This window comes from Nocardia sp. BMG51109, assembly GCF_000526215.1.
Taxonomy (GTDB): domain Bacteria; phylum Actinomycetota; class Actinomycetes; order Mycobacteriales; family Mycobacteriaceae; genus Nocardia.
In genome coordinates, this window is sequence record NZ_JAFQ01000004.1 from 8254914 (window position 1) to 8271683 (window position 16770).

Annotated in this window: 14 protein-coding genes and 2 pseudogenes; 4 read left to right on the forward strand and 12 right to left on the reverse strand. The window is 68.8% G+C overall.

Features of this window, described 5'->3' with window-relative positions:
• Nucleotides 1–70: 70 nt before the first annotated feature.
• The 6 genes from D892_RS0138675 to dxr form a co-directional block, all read right to left on the reverse strand.
• Nucleotides 71–1921 (reverse strand): penicillin-binding transpeptidase domain-containing protein, encoded by a 1851-nt coding sequence (locus D892_RS0138675; RefSeq protein WP_084161414.1) that lies wholly within the window; start codon nucleotides 1919–1921, stop codon nucleotides 71–73.
• Between the two features lie 75 nt (nucleotides 1922–1996).
• Complete coding sequence (locus D892_RS0138680) at nucleotides 1997–2857, reverse strand: GNAT family N-acetyltransferase (RefSeq protein ID WP_024806390.1); 861 nt, start codon at nucleotides 2855–2857, stop codon at nucleotides 1997–1999.
• 136 nt (nucleotides 2858–2993) lie between these two features.
• Nucleotides 2994–4124 carry a flavodoxin-dependent (E)-4-hydroxy-3-methylbut-2-enyl-diphosphate synthase gene (ispG, locus tag D892_RS0138685; RefSeq protein WP_024806391.1) on the reverse strand — a complete coding sequence of 377 codons (1131 nt, stop codon included), beginning with the start codon at nucleotides 4122–4124 and terminating at the stop codon, nucleotides 2994–2996.
• Between the two features lie 374 nt (nucleotides 4125–4498).
• Nucleotides 4499–4942, reverse strand: a complete 444-nt coding sequence (gene cynS / locus D892_RS0138690; RefSeq protein WP_024806392.1) for a cyanase — start codon at nucleotides 4940–4942, stop codon at nucleotides 4499–4501.
• Between the two features lie 168 nt (nucleotides 4943–5110).
• Nucleotides 5111–6310, reverse strand: a complete 1200-nt coding sequence (locus D892_RS0138695) for an RIP metalloprotease (RefSeq protein WP_024806393.1) — start codon at nucleotides 6308–6310, stop codon at nucleotides 5111–5113.
• A 21-nt stretch (nucleotides 6311–6331) separates the two neighbouring features.
• A complete protein-coding gene (gene dxr / locus D892_RS43210) occupies nucleotides 6332–7471 on the reverse strand; it encodes a 1-deoxy-D-xylulose-5-phosphate reductoisomerase (RefSeq protein ID WP_051499385.1) in 1140 nt (379 codons plus the stop codon).
• A 179-nt stretch (nucleotides 7472–7650) separates the two neighbouring features.
• Between dxr and D892_RS0138705 the strand changes: the two genes are divergently transcribed.
• Entirely contained in the window at nucleotides 7651–7932 is a 282-nt protein-coding gene (locus D892_RS0138705; protein WP_024806394.1) for a DUF2631 domain-containing protein, read from the forward strand.
• A gap of 61 nt (nucleotides 7933–7993) precedes the next feature.
• On the opposite strand, the gene D892_RS0138710 is transcribed toward D892_RS0138705, so the two are convergent.
• From D892_RS0138710 to D892_RS0138725, 3 genes are all read right to left on the reverse strand, one after another.
• Nucleotides 7994–8761, reverse strand: coding sequence for a LysR family substrate-binding domain-containing protein (locus D892_RS0138710; protein ID WP_024806395.1), 768 nt, complete (start codon nucleotides 8759–8761; stop codon nucleotides 7994–7996).
• Nucleotides 8762–8860: 99 nt separating this feature from the next.
• Nucleotides 8861–9445 carry a hypothetical protein gene (locus D892_RS0138715; protein WP_024806396.1) on the reverse strand — a complete coding sequence of 195 codons (585 nt, stop codon included), beginning with the start codon at nucleotides 9443–9445 and terminating at the stop codon, nucleotides 8861–8863.
• A 433-nt stretch (nucleotides 9446–9878) separates the two neighbouring features.
• Nucleotides 9879–11375 carry an MFS transporter gene (locus D892_RS0138725; protein WP_198037109.1) on the reverse strand — a complete coding sequence of 499 codons (1497 nt, stop codon included), beginning with the start codon at nucleotides 11373–11375 and terminating at the stop codon, nucleotides 9879–9881.
• A 227-nt stretch (nucleotides 11376–11602) separates the two neighbouring features.
• Between D892_RS0138725 and D892_RS49325 the strand changes: the two genes are divergently transcribed.
• Nucleotides 11603–11728, forward strand: coding sequence for a hypothetical protein (locus tag D892_RS49325; RefSeq protein WP_255360284.1), 126 nt, complete (start codon nucleotides 11603–11605; stop codon nucleotides 11726–11728).
• 491 nt (nucleotides 11729–12219) lie between these two features.
• Here the strand turns inward: D892_RS49325 and D892_RS47425 are convergent.
• Nucleotides 12220–12421, reverse strand: a pseudogene (locus D892_RS47425) (23S rRNA (adenine(2503)-C(2))-methyltransferase RlmN); the annotation flags it as partial.
• 109 nt (nucleotides 12422–12530) lie between these two features.
• Here D892_RS47425 and D892_RS0138735 point away from each other — a divergent pair.
• Nucleotides 12531–13748, forward strand: a complete 1218-nt coding sequence (locus tag D892_RS0138735) for a hypothetical protein (RefSeq protein ID WP_198037110.1) — start codon at nucleotides 12531–12533, stop codon at nucleotides 13746–13748.
• A gap of 261 nt (nucleotides 13749–14009) precedes the next feature.
• On the opposite strand, the pseudogene D892_RS46050 reads toward D892_RS0138735, so the two are convergent.
• Nucleotides 14010–14576: pseudogene (locus D892_RS46050) on the reverse strand (23S rRNA (adenine(2503)-C(2))-methyltransferase RlmN); the annotation flags it as partial.
• A 116-nt stretch (nucleotides 14577–14692) separates the two neighbouring features.
• Nucleotides 14693–15187, reverse strand: coding sequence for a hypothetical protein (locus D892_RS49920; RefSeq protein WP_369801798.1), 495 nt, complete (start codon nucleotides 15185–15187; stop codon nucleotides 14693–14695).
• 114 nt (nucleotides 15188–15301) lie between these two features.
• Here D892_RS49920 and D892_RS0138745 point away from each other — a divergent pair, with 114 nt between their 5' ends.
• Nucleotides 15302–16729, forward strand: coding sequence for a DHA2 family efflux MFS transporter permease subunit (locus D892_RS0138745; protein WP_036567804.1), 1428 nt, complete (start codon nucleotides 15302–15304; stop codon nucleotides 16727–16729).
• Nucleotides 16730–16770 lie beyond the last annotated feature (41 nt).

Here is a 16770-nt window from a genome sequence, read left to right on the forward strand (position 1 = left end):
GAGCGACCCGGCGACCGGATGCCTCACCTGCGCAGGCATCCGGTCGCCGCCGTTGCGCCCGGTGCATCCGCTAGGCCGTGCCCGGCGGCAGCGCGGCCAGCATGTCCCGGGTGACCGCGACCGCGTGGTCCGAACTTCCGCCCCGGACCAGCAGCGTCGCGAACGCCATATCCCCGCGGTAGCCGATGAACCACGAGTGCGAGCCGCCGTCGACCTCCGCCTCGCCGGTCTTCCCGTACACCTCCCCCTGATCGGCGATCCGTTCCGCGGTACCGCCGGTCACCACCTTGCGCATCATCGTGCGCAGCCCGCGCACCACCTCGGGCGACGGCTCCGGGCGGGCGCCGTCGACCTTCGTCTCGTAACCGCCGATCAGATACGGCGTCGGCGCCGAGCCGCGCGCGACGGTCGCCGCCACCAGCGCCATTCCGAACGGACTGGCCACCACCGTGCCCTGCCCGATGCCGTTCTCGGTGCGCTGCACCCGGTCCGAGGCCGGCGGCACCGACCCCGACACCGTCGGCAATCCGACCACCGTGTAGTCCGGTCCGAGCCCGAACCGGGCCGCGGCGTCGGTCAGCGCCCCGCCGGGCAACTCACTGGCTATTTTCGCGAACGAGGTGTTGCAGGACCGCTCGTAGGCGGTCGCCATCGATACGTCGCCGGCGGTGAACAGCTGATAGTTGGGTATGGTCCGGTCGCCGATCACGATCCGGCTCGGGCACGGCACCCTCGTGTCCGGGGTCTGCGTGCCCTCGGCGAGCGCGGCGGCCGCGGTCACCGTCTTGAAGGTGGAGCCGGGCGGATACAGCCCGGAGGTGGCGACCGGGCCGTCGGCGTCGGCCGCCCGGTTCTGCGCCACCGCCAGCACCGCGCCGGTGGACGGCTGCAGCACCACCATCATGGTCTGATCGGTGCGCACGTCCACCGCGCGCTGGGCGGCGTCCTGCACGGTGCGGTCGAGGCTCAGCGAGAACGACGGGGCCGGCTGCGGCGCCACCTCGTGCAGCACGTCGACGTCCGCGCCGGTGGAGTTCACGGTGACCACCCGCCAGCCGGCCTTGCCGTCCACCTCGTCGGCGACCGTCTTGCGCACCTGCGTCATCAGGTCCGGCGCGAAATGCCGGTCGGCGGACACCAGATCCGCGTGCTGTCCGACGGTCACCCCGGGCAGACCGACGAGGTCGCCGCCGACCTCGTCGAATTCCCGATCGGTCAGCGTCGCCACGGTGTAGGTGCCGGAGTGACGATCCGCGGCGGTGCGGACGGTGTCGGCGGTCGACTCGCCACCGAACCGGCCCAGCGTCTCGGCCAGCACGTCGGCCACGTATCCGGGATCGGGTGCCGCGCTCGCGGTGAACGAAACCGGGTGCACCGTACCGGGAATCAGCACATCGCTGCCCGAGCGCTCGTTCACCCGGGCTCGCGGCGCGGGCGTCGCGCGCAGCTCCATGGTCTGGGTGTCACCCAGTTCGGGGTGCAGATTCGAGGCCGTCCAGCGCACCTGCCAGCGTCCCTCGCTGCGGCCCATCTGCAACTGCCCGGTGTAGGTCCAGACCCGATCGCGCGGCAGCCGCCACCGGTAGGTGTAGTCGACCGTGGCGGTGTCCCCGGTGACGTGCGCGTCTCCGGTGTGCGCGGTCAGCTCCTCGGCCTGCAACTTGTCCCAGGCCGAAGCCAGTGCGGCGCTTGCCTTGTCGGGCCGATTGGTGAACTCGGCGGCCGCGCGCACATCGTGCCGGGCGACGGCGGCGAGGAAGTCGTCGGCGGTCGGCACCGGGCCCCGCGACTCGGCTCCGCATCCGCTCACCGCGAGCGCGATCGCGGCCGCCGACAGCAGCACGGCCGTTCGCCCGCGCCGGGCAGGCCTCCGCCCCTCCGCGAGCAGGGGTGGCAGGCAACGTCTTCCGGGTGTCGACATCGACAGCGATGGTAGCCAGCCGACCGCCCCCGACCGGGGCGACACACGGTGCGGCCGGGCCTCGCTCGCCCGGCCTCAGTCGACCAGAACCGTGGCGAACGTGGCGATCTGCCGAAACCCGACATTCGCGTAGGCGCGCCGGGCCGCGTCGTTGTAGCAGTTGACGTACAGACTGGCGGTGCGCCCGGACGCCACCACCGCATTGGCCACCGCGGCCGTACCCGAGGTGCCCAGGCCGCGACCGCGACACCGCGGATGCACCCACACCCCCTGGATCTGCCCGGTGCGCCGGGACACCGCGCCCACCTCGGCCTTGTACACGACCTCGCCGTCCTCGAACCTGGCCCAGGCCCGCCCGGCCTGGATCAGGCCCGCCACCCGCCGCCGATAGCTGCGCCCGCCGTCGCCGATCCGCGGATCGACGCCGATCTCCTCGGTGAACATCGCCACGGCGGCGACCAGGTAGCGGTCCAGTTCGTCGACCCGGACCCGCCGCACCCGCGCATCGGCGACCGCGTACGCGGGACCGTCGAGTGCCAGCAGCGGCTGATCGGCGCGCAGTTCGCGGGCCGGACCCCAGCGGTCGGCCAGCCGCTCCCACAGCGGTAACGCCAGTTCCTGCCGGCCCACCACCGACGAGCACGTGCGCGGCCAGCGCGCGGCACGCTCGGCGAACGCGCGCAGATCGTCGGGGCCGCCGCGCAGCGGCATGAGGTTGGCACCGGAGAAACACAGGGATTCGACCGGGCCGCCGCGACTCCACAGCTCACCGCCGCCACGGCCGTCCAGGCCGTGCTCCTGCAGTCGCGCGGCAACCATACAGCTGGCCACCGGATCGGTGTCCAGCACTTGCAGCACCTGTGCCAGATCGCGATGGGCGAGCTGGCGGGCGCCGGAGTTCCTCGTCCGGCGGGTCGGCTCCAGCACACTCCGCACGTTCACAGCCTGCCACGAACGATGCGAACACGCTGCCGTTTGGGTGTGCGGAGCGACGCACCACACACCGGCACACCATGCACCGACGCACCGCCCACCGGGGTGCGAGGTGTCACGAACGGACTCCGGTCACCGGCTATCCGACGGTGACCACGGGTTCGCCCGCATCGGACTCGCCCATCTCCTCCGCCAGGCGCATGGCCTCCTCGATCAAGGTCTCCACGATCTGATGTTCGGGCACGGTCTTGATCACCTCGCCCTTCACGAAGATCTGGCCCTTCCCGTTGCCGGACGCCACGCCGAGATCGGCCTCGCGGGCCTCGCCGGGACCGTTGACCACACATCCCATCACCGCGACCCGCAGCGGCACCGGCATCCCCTCCAGGCCCGCGGTCACCTGGTCGGCCAGCGAATACACGTCCACCTGCGCGCGGCCGCAGGACGGGCACGACACGATCTCCAGCTTCCGCGGCCGCAGGTTCAGCGACTGCAGAATCTGGTTGCCGACCTTCACCTCCTCGATCGGCGGCGCCGACAACGAGACGCGGATCGTGTCCCCGATGCCCTGCGACAGCAGCGCACCGAACGCCGTCGCCGACTTCACCGTCCCCTGGAACGCCGGACCGGCCTCGGTCACGCCCAGGTGCAGCGGATAGTCGCAGCGCGCCGCCAGCTGCCGGTACGCCTCCACCATGACCACCGGATCGTTGTGCTTCACCGAGATCTTGATGTCGCCGAACCCGTACTCCTCGAACAGGCCCGCCTCCCACAGCGCCGACTCCACCAGCGCCTCCGGCGTCGCCTTGCCGTACTTCGCCAGCATCCGCTTGTCCAGTGAGCCGGCGTTCACCCCGATCCGGATCGGAATGCCCGCATCACCGGCCGCCTTCGCGACCTCCTCGACGCGGCCGTCGAACTCCTTGATATTGCCCGGATTCACACGCACCGCCGCACATCCGGCATCGATCGCGGCGAAGATGTAGCGCGGCTGAAAATGGATATCGGCGATGACCGGGATGGGGGACTTCTTCGCGATCGCCTCCAGAGCGTCGGCATCCTCCTGTCGCGGGCACGCCACCCGTACGATGTCGCAGCCCGACGCGGTCAGCTCCGCGATCTGCTGCAGGGTCGAATTCACGTCGTGGGTCTTGGTGGTCGTCATCGACTGCACCGACACCGGGAAATCACTGCCGACCCCGACCTTGCCCACCTGCAGTTGGCGGGTCTTACGGCGGGGCGCTAGGACCGCCGCGGGCGCGGGCGGCATCCCCAATGCGATGGCACCGCTCACGGCCGCGCCTCGCTAACGTTCGGCGCGGCGATTCCCGCCACGCCCTCGATTCGCTCGCTGCGCTCGCTCACGTTCAGTTGCCTACTTTCGTGTGTGCTTCCACCCGTTCCTGGGCCGAGTCTAGTGCTGTTGCCGTACCAGACGCTGTGAGAGCGCCGACAACTCCGCATCGTCCGAATTGTCGCTGCACACCAGGGATTCGTTGCGGCCCCCGGATCGGTGCCATCACCCGGCCGGCCGCGCGTGTCGCACTCCCCGGCGCGAACCCCCTCCGCCCGCTGTGACGCGTTGCACAATCTCCGGTCGAGGGCGGAATTGCCGGGAGGACGTCCCGGGCGAGCCCGCGGGCCTCACCACTGGTACGGCAGGAACTTCCCGTCCAGGGTCACCACCACCCGGTCCCCGGCCGGATCCTCGACCCGGCGCACGTCCATCCGGAAGTTGATGGCGCTCATGATCCCGTCCCCGAACTCCTCGTGGATGAGTTCCTTGAGCGCCGGCCCGTACACCTGCAGCACCTCGTAGAACCGGTAGATCGTCGGATCGGTCGGCACCGCGGTCTCCAGCGCACCGCGCATCGGCTGCGCCCGCAGCGCCGACTCGACATCCTCCCCCAGATCCAGCAGCGCCACAACGGTTTTCGCCGCCTCCTCGGGCACCGGATGCTGCCCCAGCAGCGCCGCCACCGTCCACGCCGGCGCCCGCCCGATGGCCTCCGCCACCTGCGCCCACGTCACCCCCAGCCGCTGCTTCGCCGCAACAACCGCCTCCGCCGCCTGCTTCTTCGTCGTCATCCGCCGTCACCTTCCGATATCGACACGCCCGTCGGTGCCGACGCAGGCTACGCCGCGCAGGTTCCACCGGCGTTAACGGAAAGGCGGAGCACCGCAGCACAGTGCCCGCCCACATGTGGCGCCGGCTCGACATCGCAGCCTTCACCTCGAGGCCAGCGCACCGGCAGGCTAAGGGAGCCTGATCGGGTTCACGATGTCGGCCGTCAGGGTGAGGAGCATGTAGGCGCCGCCGATTACCACCACCACATAGGTAGCGGGCAGCAACTTCATGTAGTCCACCGGCGCACCGGGCGGTAGCCCTCGCCTGCCGCGCATCAGGTTCCGCAGTTTCTCGTACAGCACCACTGCGATGTGGCCGCCGTCCAGCGGCAGCAGGGGAAGCAAGTTGAACGCGCCGAGGAAGAAGTTCAGCGACGCCAGCAGGGAAACGAATACCACCCACAGACCTTGTTCCGCGGTTTCCCCGCCGAGCCTGCTGGCGCCGTAGACGCTCATCGGTGTTTCCGGATCGCGTTCACCGCCCGTGACGGCCTCCCACAGATCGGCCACCTTCGACGGCATCTGGACCAGGGCGTGCGCGATCTGACCGAACATGTCGCCGGTGAACATCACCGAGGCCGGGATCGCCGAGAAGACGTTGTAGTGCACGGTCTCCGGAACATTCCGGGAGACACCGATCATCGCGATCGACTCGGCCGGGGCGCCTTCCTGCGGGGAGCGCATCACGTGCTCGGGCGTGACCGGCACGGTCAGCACCTGCCCGTCCCGGTCGACCGTGTAGGTCATGGCCGACTGTTGTCTGCGGGTCTCGGCGACGAATTCGTCCCAGGTGTCGACCGGCACGCCGTTGACCGCGGTCACGACGTCGCCGCGCCGCAGGCCGGCCCGCTCGGCGGGACCGGGACCCGAACACGGGCTCAGCGAGCCGTCCGCATTCTGGACCGGCACGCAGCCCATACTGCCCATCGAGGTCGGCGGGATGGATTCGCGGCTCGGCAGACCCCAGATCACCGCCACAAGGACGATCAGCAGGAAACCGAGCAGGAAATTCATGGCGATTCCGGAGAACATCACCACCAGGCGCTTCCACGTCGACTGGCGATACATCGCCCGATCCAATTCCTCGGGCTCCACCTCGTCCAGTGCGGTCATGCCCGCGATATCGCAGAAACCGCCCAGCGGCAACGCCTTCAGGCCGTACTCCGTTTCACCGCGGCGAAAGGAGAAAACGGTCGGACCCATTCCGATGAAGTAGCGGCGCACCTTCATTCCGGTCGCCTGCGCCGCCCACATGTGCCCGCATTCGTGCAGTGCCACCGACATCAGGATGCAGAGTGCGAACAGCACAATCCCGATCGCGAACCACATGCGGTATCGAACCCTCCTGCGTCAGTTGCCGACGTGCGCGTGCGCACTTTGCCGCGCCCACGCGTCGGCCGCGAGCACCTCGTCCAAGGTAGCGGGTTCGGCGCTCCACCGGTCCGCCGACTCGACCACCCTCTGCACCGTGCGCACGATGTCGGGGAAACGGAGCCGGCCGTCCAGGAACGCCTGCACCGCGACCTCGTTGGCCGCGTTGTAGACCGCCGTCACGCTACCGCCCGCCCGGCCCGCCTGCCGCGCCAGCCGAACCGCCGGGAACACCTCGTCGTCGACCGGCTCGAACTCCCAGGTGAACGCCGTGCCGAAGTCCAGCGGCGCGAGCACCCCGGGCACCCGGTCCGGCCAGCCGAGTGCCAGCGAGATCGGCAGCCGCATATCGGGCGGGCTGGCCTGGGCGATGGTGGACCCGTCGGTGAACGTCGCCATCGAATGCACGATCGACTGCGGATGCACGCTCACGTCGATCCGGTCGTAGTCGATGCCGAACAACATGTGCGCCTCGATCAGCTCGAGGCCCTTGTTCACCAGCGTCGCCGAATTCAGGGTGTTCATCAGGCCCATCGACCAGGTCGGGTGGGCCTTGGCCTCGGCCGGGCTCACCGATTCCAGCATCTCGGCGGTCCAGCCGCGGAACGGCCCGCCGGAGGCGGTGAGCACCAGCCGGTCCACCTCGCTCGCGCGGCCGCTGCGCAGGCACTGCGCCATCGCCGAATGTTCGGAATCGACCGGCACGATCTGGCCGGGCGCCGCCGCCCTCGTCACCAGCGAGCCGCCCGCCACCAGCGACTCCTTGTTCGCCAGGGCCAGCCTGCGGCCCGACTCCAAGGTGGCCAGCGTCGGTTCCAGCCCCAACGCACCGACGAGCGCGTTGAGCACCACATCCGCCTCGGTGCGGCGGACCAGCTCGGTCACCGCGCCCGGGCCCGCCAGGGCGACACCGAGTTTCGCGGCCGCCGCGGGATCGGCGACGGCGACGTCGGTGGTCCCCGTGGCCCGCATCTGCTCGGCCAGCAGCTCCGCATTACCCCCGCGCGCAGCCAGCCCGACCACCTCGAACCGGTCCGGGTCGGCGGCCATCACCTCCAGCGCCTGCGTGCCGATGGAACCGGTGCTGCCGAGCAGCAGGACTCTCACGATGTCGGACACCCTCTCATTGTTCCCGATCGCCTCGTTCCCGATCGCCTCATTGTCGCCGACGAACCGGCCCCGGCACCGGCGACCCCGCTGGCTACGACGGACAGTCGTATGCCAACATAGTGGCGAGAGCGCACACCCGTTGTGCAGCAAGCCCGCTGCGGGCACCGACCGAACCGATGGGAGCGAACGTGGCCGACACGGAATTGGAACCCACCAAGAGCACCGTTGTCACCAAGGTCGATCCCGCCGAGGTTCCGTCGGCGGCCTGGGGCTGGAGCGGCGAGTCGCGGCGCACCTTCCGCGCGGCCGGCTGGGTGGTCGTGGTGATCCTGCTGGGCATGCTGTTCGAGGGGCCGCAGGGCGCCTCGTCGGGCACCGGCAACATCGGTTACCTGTTCCTGATTCTGTGCGCCGCCGGGCTGGCCGGCGTGCTGATCCGTGACTCGTTCCTGAAGAACAAGCCGCGCTGACGGTCGCTACCGTCCCTAGCTACACCGACGGTCGCTACCATCCCTGCTACACCGACGGTCGCTACCGTCCCCGGCGGCGGGTCGGCTTTCCTCTCGTCGAATTCCGGTGTCCGGCGGTCCCGCGACCGCCGGACACTCGCTTGCGCGGGCTCTTGTCCCCGGCCTGCCGCTTCGATCCCGCCGACTGTTTCGACCCAGCCGACTGCTTCGGCCCAGCCTTCTGTTTCGACTGGGACTTCTCTTCGGCCGCAACGTCTTTCGCGCGATTGGACGGCGACCGCGAACTACGCTCGGTGCGGCCGCGCACGACACCCACGAATTCCTCCACCGTCTCGGTGGTCTGCTCGATCGGCCACACCAGGGCGATCTCCGTCTCCGGCAGATCGGTGACCGTGCGGAAGACGAGATCGCGGCGGTGATGCAGCCGGGCCAGCGAATGCGGCATCACCGCGGCGCCGCCGACGGCGGCCACGAGTTCGACAGTCCCCGCCAGCGCATCGATATCGCTCGCGTCCTGCATGCGCTCGTCGGCCAGGTCCGCGGCGGCCACCTCGTCGAACAGCGAGATCGGATGATCCTTCGGCACCACCACGACCGGCAGCTCGCGGTACAGCGGAATGGCGTGCAGGCCTTCGCGATCGATCGGTAGCCGCATGAAACACATGTCGACGCGGCCGTCGCGCAGCACCGCCTGCTGCTCGGCCTGCGGCACCTCGAGCATGTCCAGCGGGCTGTCCGGGAAACGCTCATCCCAGCGGCGCGCCCACTTCGACACCGTCACGCCGGGCACATAACCGACCCGCAGCGCACCGGGAGCAAACCCACTCATTCCGGTAAGGGTATCCGGTCGGCGGCGGTTCCCCGGCACCGCCGAGACATCATCCGCCCCGGTTCGGCGCGGAGCGGACGACCGGCCCCGGGCCGCCTCTCAGATGCCGTCGCTGCCGCCGGGCGCGTAGGGCCGCGGATCGGCGGCCAGGTCCACGCAGGCGCCGAACAGGACGTCGCGTTCCGTCCGGTCGGGTGTATACGCCACGGACAGCCGGATGCCCCGAATCGCAATCCGGCTGGGCCGCACCGAGATACCCGCGTCCGCATCGGCAAGGCACACCGCCAGACAGCCGATCTCACCGCCCATGCGATCGAGGAGTAGCAGGCGCGCCGGATCGGTCGTCCGGGGAGCACCCGGATCGGGGACGAAATGAAACAGGGTGCCGCCGGTCGCGGCCACTGCCGTGACCGTCCCGGCGCGAAGAAGCGTGGCCACGACCGTCCCGTCGCCACGCCGCACCACCGACTCGGACCGCCGGGACTCGACCCACACCGCGGAGCCGTCCGGATAGTCGATCCGATAACGGCCGCGCCCGCGCGCGCCGAGCGGATCCGCCGGTCTCCCACCGGCTCTCACACCCGGTCCGCGCGCGGCCACGGCCAGCAGCTCCCCCGCTTCGTTCCGGAAGGTCACCGTGGGCGAGTCCGTCGTCGCACGCTCCACGCGGCCCTCGATCGTCATTGATCCGTTCCGCAGGGCTGACATAGGAAGATGTTATTGCTGTGATGTATATCTCACAGCGATTCGCCGCATCAATTCGCACTCATCTGCCCGCGGAACGGCCCTCGTCCCTCGTCACCGGTGTGTCGGCGCCCCGGCCCGATCTGTCACGGTCAGCGGAACGGTGGCTCGTTGAACGTGCGCAGCTTCCGGGAATGCAGGCTGTCGCCCTCCGAGCGCAGCAGTTCCACCGCGCGGATGCCGATCTACACGGTGACGATCGTGGTGAGCGCGTCGACGAAGGTATCCACCGCGGCCATCGGCCGGACGGGAAGCGGTCCCTCATGATCTCCGGAACGGGCGGGCAAGTAGCGAGGACGGACTCACACCGCCGCAACGTATTCCGTTGCCACACGGCGTGCACCACATCGTCACGGACCGGCCGCAGACCGTGCTACGAGGCGAAACGTACAGCCGCCGAACGATTTCCGGCACGGTGACCCTGCCCGGCCCGGTAGCGGCCGTAGGCCATCGCCTCGACCGTGGTCCGGGCCCGCTGTCCGTACAGCAGGACGCCGATCGCGACGGCGACCGCGCACAACACCAGTACGACCACCCGCAGGCCGGTGGCGAATCCGTCGTAGAACGCCGCGGCGCCGGTCGCGGCGGTGACCGGCACCAGGACCGCGGGGCCCAGGACACCACCGAGCCGCCCGGCCGCGACCGTCACCGCCGCGGCCGAACCCGCCCGCTCCGGCTCGACCGATCCCACGACCACCGAGGTCTGCGCGTTCCGCGTCCACGCCGCGCCGAATCCCACGACCGTTCCGACGGTCGCGTACAGCCAGGCATCCGCCCGCACGTCGACGAGCGCACCGAGCAGCACACCGAGCCCGGTGCACAACAGACCCGAGACGAGCACGACCCGCAGCGGCACACCGCGTTCCTGCGCCGACCCGGAGGCCACCGACCCGATGACCATGCCCAAGGACATCGGGACCGCCAGGATCAGCGCGACGACGGTGTGCTCGGTCGGTTCGCCGCCGAGTAGCCGGGCAACCGGCAGCGTGTACGCGGCGACGGCCAGATCGCCGGCGACGGCCGCCGAACAACCCGCCGTGAACGGCGTCGCCCGGAACACACGCACCGGGAGCACCGAGTCCGGCCGGCGACAAGCCCGCCGAATGAGCAGTGCCGCAACGAGAACCACCAGGCACCCCACGGCCGCTACGGCCGCGATCGGCACGGCATCGAGCAGGGACCGGTCCAGTCGGCCGAACTCGCCCGCCCCGGAGATCACACCGCACAGGACCGCCGCCACCACTCCGGCGGCCGAGACACCGATGCCGTCGAATCGCCGATCGCGCGCGGCCTCGGTGTCGGGAACCACGACACACCCGATCAGCACCGCCGCCACGGCCAGCACCACGGTCAGCAAATTCCCTACGCGCCAACCGGTTCCGGTGGCCAAGGCGGCACCGAATACGCCGCCGGCGAGCACCGCCGCCGACTGCACCGCCAGCCACATGCCGACCACGGCCGGTAGCTCCGCGCGGAAGAACAGGCCCGGCAATACGGCCAGTGCCGTCACCGCGACCGCCGCCACGGCCACACCGGTGACCGCCCGTCCGACCGCGAACATCACCACGCCGTCGGCGACAGCCGTTGTCAGACAACCGATCGCGACCCCCAGGCCACCGATCACCAGCATCCGCCGCCGCCCGGCGCGGTCGCCGAGAGCGCCCGCCGCCGGCAGGCAGGCCACCGTCACCAGGTATCCGATCGCACAGATCCAGCCGGCCGACTCGAACGTCTGCCGAGCCTGCGGCACCGCGGCCACCTGCACCGCCGCGTCGACACCCGGCAGGCTCGACAACACCGCCACCCCGCACAGCGCGAGCCGCCGCCGGTCCCGCCTCCCCGCCACCCACCGCGGCCATACCTGTCCCATCGGAGTATCGCTCGCCGTCAACGCCGTCCTTCCCAGCCTCGTCGATCCGGTCGCGGACATCCTGCCCAGCCGCCACCCCGACCCCGGCGAGGCGCGACGGGTTGTTGCGGATCGGTAACCAAGCCGACGCCCGGACTCGTCGTCACCATCCTGCCGGCAGCCGTGCGCAAGGCGTCCACACCGCAGCGCCCACTGTCCCCCGCGCCGTGTGGACCGGGGCGGTGCCGGTGGCAGGCAGCTTCGCCGCGGTGCCGACCTACTCCACGGGCGTGATGTCCCACTCGACGCAGGAGATCGTCGGCGGTGTACTGAGCATTCTGGCCGTCGGCCTCGTCACCGCCATGATCTTCTGAATGCGGCGCACCGCGCCGCCTCACCGCCGAACCCCTAACCGACTACGTCCACCCCTTCGGCGGCGGCTATTTCTTCGTCCTCCCCGGCCTCACAGACACCGACGACTGGTACGCCCGTCCACTACCGACACCCTGACTCGAAACCGCCTCCAGCCATGGACCGGCGGAAACGGTCCAATCCCGACGTTGCAACCGCAACGATCGGAGCCGCGATCTCATCGGCGGTGCCGCAGCACACGGCACTATCGTTGCCATAGCACCGACAACGGATTGCGGCTTCACCCTGAGCTGGGCATTTTCACACAGAGCACGACTTAACGTTGCTATGACGGTGATAAGGAACAACCGGCGCCCAGTACCTCCTCAGGGCCTAACAGATGCTGGTTCAAACGGTCGCCCTCTCGTTGACGCGCCCTGGGAAGCGCTGCTTACCAACGCAACGGTGACTGCGCTGAGGGGGTCGGTGTCTGGAGAAGGTTCGCCGCGTATCACCTTGCCGCGTCGAGGACTTCGGATAGCGGCCAGCGATTATTGAACGGTACCAACATATCTCGCCGCTTGTCGTTCGGAATATGCAGGGACACAGCCGAAGTCACCGACAGGATTCGTAGACGAGTTTGCGGATCTCAGGAGCCAGGCCGACGGTGGACACATTCCGCTGCGAAATACCGAACCATCCGGCGCAGGCGACGTACTTTGGATCGAGGCACCATCGAGCGCCCACACGTCGTCGCCGATCCACGGATTTGGGCTAGGGTGAGTCGATCGTCGACGATCATTGTCGAGACCAGGGGGAATTATCTTGTTCGGCAGAGTATTGCGGTGTCTGTCGGTGGTGCTGCTGGCGTTGGCCGCGGTCGATGTCGTTGCCCGAGCCGAGCCGGTGCCGCCGCAACCGGCGTCGGTGGTCGTGACTCTGCCGGAGCCGACCGGTGCCGATGCGGTCGGCGTGGCGGATCTGCATCTGGTCGATCCGGCCCGCCCCGATCCGTATATCCCTGCTCGTGCACGCGAATTGATGATCAGCATCTGGTACCCCGCCACCGACGTCGCGGAAGTGCAGGTGCGGCCATGGCTCGCTCCCGACATTGCTCGAATGTATGTCCAGGGCCTCATCCCCTACGGTATTTCGCCGGCGGCTCCCGCGACGCTGGCACCCGGTCACGGCCATGTCGATGCGCCCGCGGACGTGGCCGGGGGCGCTCGCCCGGTGGTGTTGTTCTCGCCCGGTCTGGGCATGCCACGTGAGCTGAGCAGCGCACAAGCCGAAGACCTTGCCAGCCACGGTTTCGTCGTGGTCGCCCTCAGCCACACGTACGAGTCTTTCGCGACCCAATTCCCCGGCGGGCGGATCGAGAAGAGTGTCCTGTCGCCGACAGCCGACCGCGCGGAGGCCACGGCTCAGGTCGCTGCCGCGTTATCGATCCGGGTTGCCGACACACGGTTTGCGCTCGATCGGCTTGCCGATATCGCCGCAGGCGCCGAACCGGATGCCGACGGTCATCCCCTACCGCAGAACCTCGCCCGAATACTCGACGTGTCGAAGGTAGCGATGTTCGGGCATTCCCTGGGCGGCGCCACCGCGGCCCAGTCGATGCACGACGACCCGAGGATCTTGGCGGGCGCGAATCTGGATGGCGACCTGTGGGGTTCGGTGGTCACCGACGGGCTGAACCGGCCGTTCATGCTCGTGGGCGCTGGAAACCGCGGCCGTGACAACATCCCGAGTTGGCAGCAGTTCCGAGCCGGCGATCACGGACCGAAACTGGATTTCCGGTTGAACGGTGCGCAGCACCTTGCGTTCTGCGACAACCAGCTGATCGTGCCCGCGCTCGCCACCGCGGCCGGCGCCCCCTCCGCGGTTGCCTCCCGGCTGGTCGGCACCATCGATCCGCGCGATTCACTCGAGCTGCAGCGCGGCTACCTGCGCACCTTCTTCGACACGACACTCGGTAGATACGACAATCTCGTCCAAGCTCCGGCCACCTTGCTGCACCCGGAAATGGTCCCGGTTCCCTAGGTTCTCAATCGAACGCGTCAGTGTGGTGATGGCAGCGTCCGAGCTGAACCGCTCGCCGACCGAACTTGCCGCGAAGGCACAAGAACGCCTGCTCACAGTCGCCGACTGGAATCCGGCGCGGGTTCTGTCTGCTCATGCCGCAAATCGCGCGTTCCGACCCCGAGCGAACTTCGACCGGCGGTCGACACCAAGTGGCCACCGCCCGGCCGCGCAACCGCATCAGCGACACCGCACGCACACACACCGACACCAGCCGAACACCTACCCCTCGGCAGCCAGCTGCCCACACGCCGCCACAATCTCCTGACCACGCGTATCGCGCACCGTACACGGAACCCCCTGCGCCACCACCCGCCGAACGAACTCCCACTCAACAGGTTTCGGGCTGGCACCCCACTTACTACCCGGAGTGGGATTGAGCGGAATCAGATTCACATGCACACGCGAACCGAGAACCTTGTGCAGCTTCGAACCCAACATATCCGCACGCCACGGATGATCATCGATATCACGAACGAGCGCATACTCGATCGACACCCGGCGCCCGGTCCTATCGGCGTAATACCTTGCCGCATCAAGAACCTCGTCCACCGACCACCGATTGTTCACCGGCACCAACGTATCCCGCAACTCACCATCCGGAGTACGCAGCGACACAGCCAAAGTCACCGACAAACCCTCATCGGCCAACTTGCGGACCGCAGGAGCCACGCCAACAGTGGACACCACCACATTCCGCTGCGAAACACCCAAACCATCCGGCGCAGACGACGTAATACGACGAACCGCCGCAACCACCCGCTTGTAATTGGCCAGCGGCTCACCGATCACCACCCTTTACAACATGCTGACCACGACCGGCGGATACAGTCACGGCCCGGGCCGCTTGCCGCCTGGTTTGTGCACTAACCCCAACTACCGGCCATAGTCGAGCAGAGTGAGCGCTATGCCGCTGCGCGTGCGATCCGAACCAGCCGCAGCTGGATGTCAAGCATGACCGTGACGTCAGATTTGACAGAGACCGGCACCAGCCCCGCCACCTCCGCGCCGTCCTCGTCGGCGGCCGACCCCAGAGCATCGACACCATCTTCGCCCGCGTCGCCGAGCGCGGCGAGGTCCGGCCGGAGGGAATAACATGGCGCATGAAAACGCTGCCGTTCGATCTGCTGCGCCAGGAATTCATGATGACCTTCAGCCCGGTCCCAGATCGGGTGCTGGAGGAAATCGTGAATACATTGTTCCTGCCGCTGGTACAGCCTCGCGGCGAGGAGCGATGAAAGAAATTCACCCCGGCGAGACATGCCTGTCGGCAATGCCGTAGGAATGGTTCGAACGGCAGGATGAGTCGCATCCGGATAAGCGGCGGAAAGCTTTTCTTCGAAATCGAATGACGACGGGTCGGCGAGTGACTCCCCCCTGCGAATCCCCGTCCGCCACAAGGACCCTCGGCACCGCGCAGCGAGGTGATGCCGCCCTCCGCCGTCGGGCCACCGAATGTCGGCCGCCGATCATGATGGTATCGTCGGAACCTGATTCCGAGGGGGTGATCGGCCATGACCGACACAGTTCGGTCGAACCGGGTCGCTTTGCTCACGGTGACCTGCGTGGGGCAGTTCATGGCGCTGCTCGACGGCACCATAGTGGGCGCTGCGCTACCGAATATTCAGCAGAAACTGGACACGACGCTGACCGGTCTGCAATGGATTGTGAACGCCTACGTCATGCTGGCCGCGATGCTGCTGCTGACCGGCGGCGTCTTCGCGGACCGATTCGGGCGCAGACGCGTATTTCTGCTGGGCGTCGGCATTTTCACCGCGGCATCGCTGCTGTGCGCGCTCGCTCCGTCGCTGGAATGGCTGATCGTCGGCCGCGCATTGCAGGGCATCGGCGGCGCGACCCTGAGCCCCGCCTCCCTGGCGCTGCTGGCCTCGGCCTATCCCGTTGCGCAGGAACGCATCCGGGCGATCGGCCTGTGGGCCGGCTTCAGCGGGATCGGGCTCGCGGCCGGTCCCGTCGTCGGCGGCGTCCTCGTCGATCTCTCCGATTGGCGCGCCATCTTCCTGGTCAATGTCCCGATCGGGGTGGTGCTGCTGCTGGTGGGTGCGCGCATCCTGACCGAATCGCGCAATCCGTCGGTGGCGCCCTTCGACGTTCCGGGACAGTTGCTGTCGGTCCTCGGCGTCGGCGCGCTGACCTTCGGGCTCATCGAGGGCGCCGACCTGGGCTGGGCGTCGCCGATCATCCTCGGCAGCTTCGCCGCCGCCGTCGTCCTGCTCGGCGGCTTCCTCGCCACCGAGGCGCGCAGCGAGGCACCGATGGTGCCGCTGCGCATGTTCAGGCACCGGCTGTTCTCGGTGTCGAACACCGCGATGGTGGTCGTCGGTTTCGGCCTGATGGGATCCGGCTTCTTCTTCTCCCAGTTCTTCGTGTTCGTGCAGGGCACCTCGGTGCTGCGGGCCGGCATCGAGAACCTGCCGTGCACGATCGCGATGGTGATCGTGAGCCCGTTCGCCGCGCGGATCGCGGCCCGGTTCGGCTTCCGGACCGTGGTCACCGTGGGGCTGGCGCTGGCCGGGGCCGGGCTGCTGGCCTGGGGCGCGGTGCACCACGACACCGCCTACACCGACATGTGGTGGCGCCTGCTGATCATCGGAATCGGCTTCGGCCTCACCATGTCCCCGCTGACGGGCGCCGCGATCTCCTCGGTCACTCCGCACGAGGGCGGGCTGGCCTCCGGCATCAGCAACACGACCCGCCAGATCGGCGCGGTCCTGGGCGTGGCGGTGCTGGGCGCCGTTGTACGCATCCGGCAGGACCACGGGGCGACGCTCGAAACCGGCCTGCAGACCGCCTTCGTGGCCGCCGGCCTGGTCACCGTGCTCAGCGCGGTGTTCACCGCGCTGCTGCTCAGGCCCCGGTCCACGGCGGCCGCGCGGGAATCACGGCCGGCCGAATCGGCCCCCGCGCAGACCGGCACCTGAGCAACCGGTCACGCCCGGCTCCGAGTTGCGGCCGGTGCCCT